Source organism: Kocuria marina (genome assembly GCF_000786655.1).
GTDB classification, from domain to species: Bacteria; Actinomycetota; Actinomycetes; order Actinomycetales; family Micrococcaceae; genus Kocuria; species Kocuria marina_A.
In genome coordinates this window covers 1-1,345 of the sequence record NZ_JROM01000024.1, presented here as the reverse complement: position 1 = coordinate 1,345, position 1,345 = coordinate 1, and the positions used below count along the sequence as shown (strand labels likewise).

2 protein-coding genes are annotated in these 1,345 nt (G+C 59.3%); both read right to left on the bottom strand.

What is annotated here, in order from left to right; genetic code table 11:
• Window positions 1–256: 256 nt before the first annotated feature.
• Window positions 257–694 (bottom strand): ArdC family protein, encoded by a 438-nt coding sequence (locus tag AS25_RS08255; protein ID WP_052160833.1) that lies wholly within the window; start codon window positions 692–694, stop codon window positions 257–259.
• Window positions 695–1,153: 459 nt separating this feature from the next.
• Window positions 1,154–1,345 (bottom strand): hypothetical protein (locus AS25_RS15020; protein WP_035964223.1); only part of this gene is annotated, 192 nt, incomplete at its 5' end.

Here is a 1,345-nt window from a genome sequence, read left to right as displayed (position 1 = left end):
TCATCGCCGTTGGCGATCATCAGCGCGCAGCACTCGCACACGAAAACGAGCATCGTCTCGGTGGTGGTCTTGGCGTCCATTGCCTATGTCCTTCCGGTAGTGGTGGCGGGTTGTTCCTCCCGCCTGAACACTCTTTAGTTTACTCGTATTCAACGTTAGACACAAGCGGATCGGCCATATTTTCGTGCAGATTTTCGGACTGGTTCCGGCATGAAAAACGGCCGGGGGATCACTCCCCCGGCCGCTGTCCGTCAGACTAGGCGGTGATTTCGTCCGTCTGGCTCACGTCGAACACGCTCACCACGATGAATGCCACTTCCTTCTCGGTCTTGCCGGTCTTGGGGTCGATCACCGGGTTTCCGTCGTCGTCCTTCTTGGTGCGCTCGGTCGGGGCCATGATCTTGATGGACCGCTCACCCTTGCGGACAGCTCGCCCCAACTCCTTCCACTTGTTGAATCCTGCGCACTGGGTCGCCCCCTCGAACTGGGAAAAGATCAGTTCCTGATTCTTGGGACTGTAGCTGGGCATCCGAGCCGCGAATGCCGCGAACCGCTTGGCCGTGGCGGGGTCGGTCTCGATCAGCTCGGCCACCTGGGCGGCCTTCTCGGTGACCTCTTTGCGCTTGGCCGCTGCCGCTTCCCTGCGCTCCTGCTGCTTCTTGGTGGGCTGCTTCTTCGCGGTCTGGGTAGTCATTGCCTGCCGTCCTTCCTGTTGGTGTGGCGGGTTGTTCCTCCCGCCTGAACACTCTTTAGTTTACTCGCGTTCAACGCTAGACACAAGTAGACTAGGAAGGTTTTTGCTGATGATTTTCTCCGCTCATGCCCCCTACTCCGGGACGGTTCCGGGGCTCTGACCTGTGGGGGCCATCCGTGTAGCCTGGCCCGTCGTCCTGATAGCTGGAAGCAGGATGTGTTTAGTGGAGCGGGGTCAGGGGTGCGCGCAGCGCATCGCGTAGCGACGCCGTAGGCGCCCTTGACGCCGTGGAACGGGCACATACAATTCCGCGTCAGGACGACGGACAGCGAAGGTGAGCTTCCCCTACAGGTTCTCGCGCACATAGTGAGGGGGGTCCGGCTGCCGGATCCCCCTCACCTACTTTGACATCTAGACGTCTAGACGTCTAGATGTCTAGATGTCTAGATGTCTAGACGTCTAAATGTCTAGACGGCCTGACTCCTCATATTCCCGAAGCACGCGCTCTATGGCTGCGACTACGACGGGGTTTACTTTGGTGTCCATCTCGACGGTGGCACGCTGGAGCTGCTTGTAAGTCTCCTGGGGCAGTCGAATGGTCAAACGGGCCCGGTCGTCAGTGGGTTTCTGGAATGTCTGATCCAGCCCCTC